The following is a 5293-nucleotide window of genomic DNA, read 5'->3' as shown; positions in this document are numbered from 1 at the left end:
TATATTACATTTAATATTTAAACTTATCTAAATTTAAATTTAAAAATTATTAAAAAATAAAATTTAATTAATCAATAATAAATCAATATCTCTAATTTTAAGATTGAATGTAAAAAAATTAATTAAAAAATAATAAAAAAAGTGATAAAAAATAAGTTGAAAACCTAATATAGGAATATAGGTTTCCAACAAATAGTAGTTAAATAAATATAATAATCTTAAAAAAAACTAAAGAGAAGAAATTTTGAGTGATAAAAAATATAGGAAATAAATATTATTATTTATTTCCTTTTTAAATAGTCTCTAGTACCTGTGTCCTCAAATTCAGTAAATGGTAATGGTGTGTCACCATTGTCAACACCACTGTAATAATCAAATTTATCCCTAACTGCTTGATTAACAGTAGCCCAAATTTTTGAAACTGGAATTTCTACAGGACATACATCAGAACATTGACCACAATTAGTACATGCATCAGCCATGTGTACCATACGTGTTAAGTGGAAGAATGGAGCTGCAGGTACATATCCACCAGGTACCCATTCAGGTCCTTCAGTTTCAAGACAACAATCTTCACAATAACAGAGAGGACATGATTCACGACAACCATAACATTTTATACATTTAGATAATTGATCTTTATATTTATCTAAAACATCTAAAACATCACCAGTAGTATCAGCGAAATCAACTTCTCTTTGTTTAAATGCGTTTTTAGTCATGATGTTATCAATTTTTTCACGGATTTCAATACCTTTTTCTATAGGTTCAGCAGTTTCAACTAAACCAGCATCAACTACTTTATTGAAAACATCTGCACCTTTTTCAGAACAGAGTTCTACAAATGTAGCTTTTCCATTAAGATCTCCAATAACACCCCAGTTACCTAATGCCATATCTGCATTAGTTGGAATATTCATAGTACAACGACGACAGTTTTCACGTCTACCTTTACCTTCTTCTTCAAGTTCATCTATTTTAAATGCTTTTTCTGTACCATCAGCGTATCCCATTATGAGTTTACCTTTAGCAATTTCTTCTTTGGTAATTTTAGTAGGATCCATATCATAGACTTCTTTAATCATTTTAATGGTATCTACTGGAGGCATAGTACCACCACAGTTTACACCAATCATAATGACATTATCTTCAATGATTCTTCCTTTTCTCATTAATTCTCTAATGGTCATAGCATCACAAGGTTTACATGTAACTGCTATTTTTATATCTCTTGCACCATCTAAGTATTTAGTTACAAATTTAGCTAAGTTTAATGTACCACAGTGAAGTGAACCTGCAGATTTAATTATATCTTCAGGATCAGTGATAAGAATAGGTTTAGCATCATATAAATCCCATCCTTCTTCAACAGCAACAACTGCATCAACGATGTTTTCTTCAAGTAAGTATTTCATTATAGTAGTTACTGCTCCACCATATTCTCCTTTTTCTTTAATAGCGTCGTTTGCAGAATAAGCATAAGCCATATCATTTACTTTATATGTCATTTCAATCTACTCCATTTTTTCAACATTAATAGCACAAGCTTTAAGTTCTACCATTTTAGATTTTGGATCAAATGATTTGGAATTAGTTAACATATTTGCTGCACATTCTGAGAAGTGCATAGGTATATTAACTATACCAGGTTTAATATCATCAGTAACTCTTGCAGGAATTTCAATAACTCCTCTTCTAGAACTTGCTTTTACAATTTCGCCATCTAAAATACCTAAACGTTTAGCATCTTCAGTGTTAATTTCAATATATCCAGTTTTTACCTCATTATCTAAAGTTTTACATCTTCTAGTCATTGCTGCATGGTAATGGAATAAAAGACGTGTAGTAGTTAAAAGGAATGGATATTCTTCATCAGGAACTTCTACAGGACCAGTATGTTCTAAAGGTTGGAATATAGCTAATCCATCAGGATGTGAGAATTTTTCTTCATACATTAAAGGACCACACGAATCATCAACACTGAAACAAGGCCAGTGACAAGCTTCAGGAGTATCTAATCTTTCAGAACTTATACCAGACATATTTGGAGCAACTTCTCTGACTTCTTCCCAAATATCTTGAGCAGTTTCATAATGGAATTGTTCTGGATGTGCATCTTCACCCATTCTAATAGCAATTTGTTCCATGATTTTCCAATCTAACATTGCATCTCCAGGTGGATCTTGAGCTTTACGTACTCTTTGAACACGTCTTTCACCATTAGTAAAGGTACCATCTTGTTCACCCCATCCTGCTGCAGGTAATACAATATCTGCACATTGAGCAGTATCAGTCATGAAAAGATCTTGTACAACTAACATATCTAAATTAGCTAATGATTTTTTAGTATGGTTAATATCTGCATCAGATAATACAGGGTCTTCTCCAGTAATGTATAATACTTTTAAATCACCAGTTTCTGCTGCATTAATCATTTCTACTAAAGTTAATCCAGGTTCAGTACTAAGGTTACAACCCCAATATTCATTCATCCATGCTGTAGTTTCTGGGTCTTTAACTTTACGATATCCTGCATAATCAGTAGGTAATGCACCCATATCACAAGCACCTTGTACGTTGTTTTGTCCTCTTAATGGATTTACACCAGTACCTTCTCTTCCAAGGTTACCAGTTAATAAAGCCATGTTAGCAGTAGACATAACGTTATCTGCACCATGTGAATGTTCAGTAATACCTAAAGAATAAACAATAGCTGCTTTATCTGCTTTAGCATATTCGATTGCAATTTGTTTAATTAATTCAGGGTCAGCTTCAGTAATTTCAACTACTCTATCTAAGTCATATTTTTCAACAACATCTTTAAATGCATCGAAGTTTTTAGATCTTTTTTCAATGAAATCTTTATCTTCAAGACCTTCATCTATGATGATTTTCATCATACCGTTTAACAATGCAACATCAGTACCTGATTTAAATTCAAGATAAGTATCAGCAAGTCTTGCAGTAGGAGTATAACGTGGATCAATTACAACAATTTTTGCACCATTATTTTCTTTAGCTCTAATTAATTTACGAGCAAATAATGGGTGTGCTTCCATACTGTTAGCACCAATGACAATAATATAATCAGATTGTTCAATACTATCAAATCCATTGGTCATAGCACCGGAACCAAAACTGTTAGCAAGTCCAGCTACAGTAGGACCGTGACAAATACGTGCACAATGATCAACGTTATGAGTATTACATGCTACTCTAGCAAATTTTTGTGTAACAAAAATATTTTCATTAGGTGATCTTGCACATGCATAGAATCCTATTTGTTTAGGATCTTCTGCTTTAACTTCATTTAATTTATTTGCAATTTTAGTTAAAGCTTCATCCCAAGTAGCTTCTCTAAATTCACCATTTTCTTTAATGAGTGGAGTTTTTAATCTATCTTCTCTGTTAATAAATTCCCATGAAAAGTTTCCTTTTGGACATAATTTTCCAGAGTTTACAGGATTTCTTTTCCATGGTTCAACACCACATACTTTTCCGTCTTTTACAACGAGGTTCAATCCGCAACCAGTACCACAAAAAGGACATATTGTTGGGACATATTTTATCTCAACCATTTTATAATCTCCATATTAAATTATATTAAATTTTAATCTCTCTAAAAAAATATATGTGTAAAATAATATTATACCCCATACCCCCCAGTTAACATTATTTTGTGTTTTATATGGATCCATATATTTTTTTAAATCTAGTCTTATATATGATGGAATATCTTGTTTACATAATTCCAACAAGATAATCGTTACCATGTCTAATATAAACAAAGTAGTATATCATTGCAACAAATATAGCTCCACCAATTATGTTACCAATTGTTACAGGAATTAAATTATTTACAAAAGCTTGTGTCCAGGTAATATCTCCACCTAAGAATATACCTAATGGGATAAAGAACATATTTGCAACACTGTGTTCAAATCCAAGGGTAACGAAAGTCATAATTGGGAACCAAATACCGAAAACTTTACCAACTACATCGTCAGATGCTACTGCTAACCAACATGCTACACATACAAGCCAGTTACAACCAATACTTCTTAACAATGCTTGTGTCCATGTAAGAGATGTAGTAGCTTTTTCAGCAGCCATGAATGTAGCACCACCAAGTGCTTTAGTACTAGCAACAGTAATAGCTCCAGCTTTAAATGGTGCTGCTGTCATAATACCTGTTGCGTATGCAAGTACATATGCAACAAATAAAGCTCCGACAAAGTTGAAAATCCAACTGATAACCCAATTTCTACCTAATTTACCTGCGGTAGTTCTACCAGATAATACACCTAATGTCATGTATAAACAGTTTCCAGTAAATAAATCAGATCCAGCAATAATAACCATAATAAGACCTACAGGGAACACTGCCCCGAATACTAATTTACTTAATCCAACAGGATAACCTGCAGCAATCATTCCGGCATTAGCAACTTCTGCTAACATTCCACCGAATGCAATGTATGCACCAGCAAGGAAACTTAATAAAACAGCTTCACTTATAGTTGCATTACCTTTTGCTTCACCAGTAGTTGCTACTGCTGCAGCAACCTGTTTAGGACTTTTACAAGAAGAATTCATTTTAATAACCTCTATTTTTCCCATATTATTTTTTTTGATAATACTTAATAACTTATAACATTCCCACATATTATAAGAATTAATAGTATTATGTTTACTTCTTTTCTTAATTTTATTAATAAAAGATTTTCATTACATTCAAATGAAAATATTTATATAATAAGTTCTTATAAAATATTAATATTACAATTAAAAATCATGATAAATACACATTATTTTTGATTAAACTTTTTTTAAAAAAACATTATTTTTCAATTAATTTTCTTAAATAGACGTATACTATCTTTTTTTTAGTAAAATTAAATTAAAATTAATTATTTTAATTAATACTATTATTTTATGAGTTTTTTTTAAATTTTGAGAATATTTTATAAAAATATTATAAATCATGATAAATTATTTTCATACATGAATTTTTTATCTTCCTAAAATTAGCTTTTATTCTAATTATAAGAGGTTTAAAGATTTTAATAAGATTAAATTTTTAGACATTTATGAAAAATATTAAAAATTCAATTTATCATTATTTATCATGATAATGTTTTTCATATCGTAAAAATTAAATTAATTATAAATAAATTAAAAGATTAAATAAATAAAAATAAAATATATTTTTAATTTTAAATGAATTAAAATATAATCTTATGAAAAATATTTAATTTTAAACATACTTTAAATAATTAAAATAAAATAAACG

At 29.9% G+C, this 5293-nt stretch carries 3 protein-coding genes; all 3 read right to left on the bottom strand.

Annotation, left to right across the window (positions count from 1 at the left end; translation table 11 throughout):
• Nucleotides 1–281: 281 nt before the first annotated feature.
• The 3 genes from BGI41_RS06475 to BGI41_RS06465 all read right to left on the bottom strand — a co-directional run bounded on the left by BGI41_RS06475 (nucleotide 282) and on the right by BGI41_RS06465 (nucleotide 4596).
• Nucleotides 282–1508 (bottom strand): Coenzyme F420 hydrogenase/dehydrogenase, beta subunit C-terminal domain, encoded by a 1227-nt coding sequence (locus tag BGI41_RS06475; protein WP_088539661.1) that lies wholly within the window; start codon nucleotides 1506–1508, stop codon nucleotides 282–284.
• Nucleotides 1509–1514: 6 nt separating this feature from the next.
• Nucleotides 1515–3578 carry a formate dehydrogenase subunit alpha gene (fdhF, locus tag BGI41_RS06470; RefSeq protein ID WP_088539659.1) on the bottom strand — a complete coding sequence of 688 codons (2064 nt, stop codon included), beginning with the start codon at nucleotides 3576–3578 and terminating at the stop codon, nucleotides 1515–1517.
• A gap of 163 nt (nucleotides 3579–3741) precedes the next feature.
• A complete protein-coding gene (locus BGI41_RS06465; protein ID WP_198945428.1) occupies nucleotides 3742–4596 on the bottom strand; it encodes a formate/nitrite transporter family protein in 855 nt (284 codons plus the stop codon).
• Nucleotides 4597–5293: the final 697 nt, after the last annotated feature.

This window comes from Methanobrevibacter sp. 87.7 (assembly GCF_002208625.1).
In the GTDB taxonomy this organism is placed as follows: Archaea; Methanobacteriota; Methanobacteria; order Methanobacteriales; family Methanobacteriaceae; genus Methanarmilla.
The sequence above is the reverse complement of the archived record's forward strand: the minus strand, read 5'-3'. Positions and strand labels throughout refer to the sequence as shown.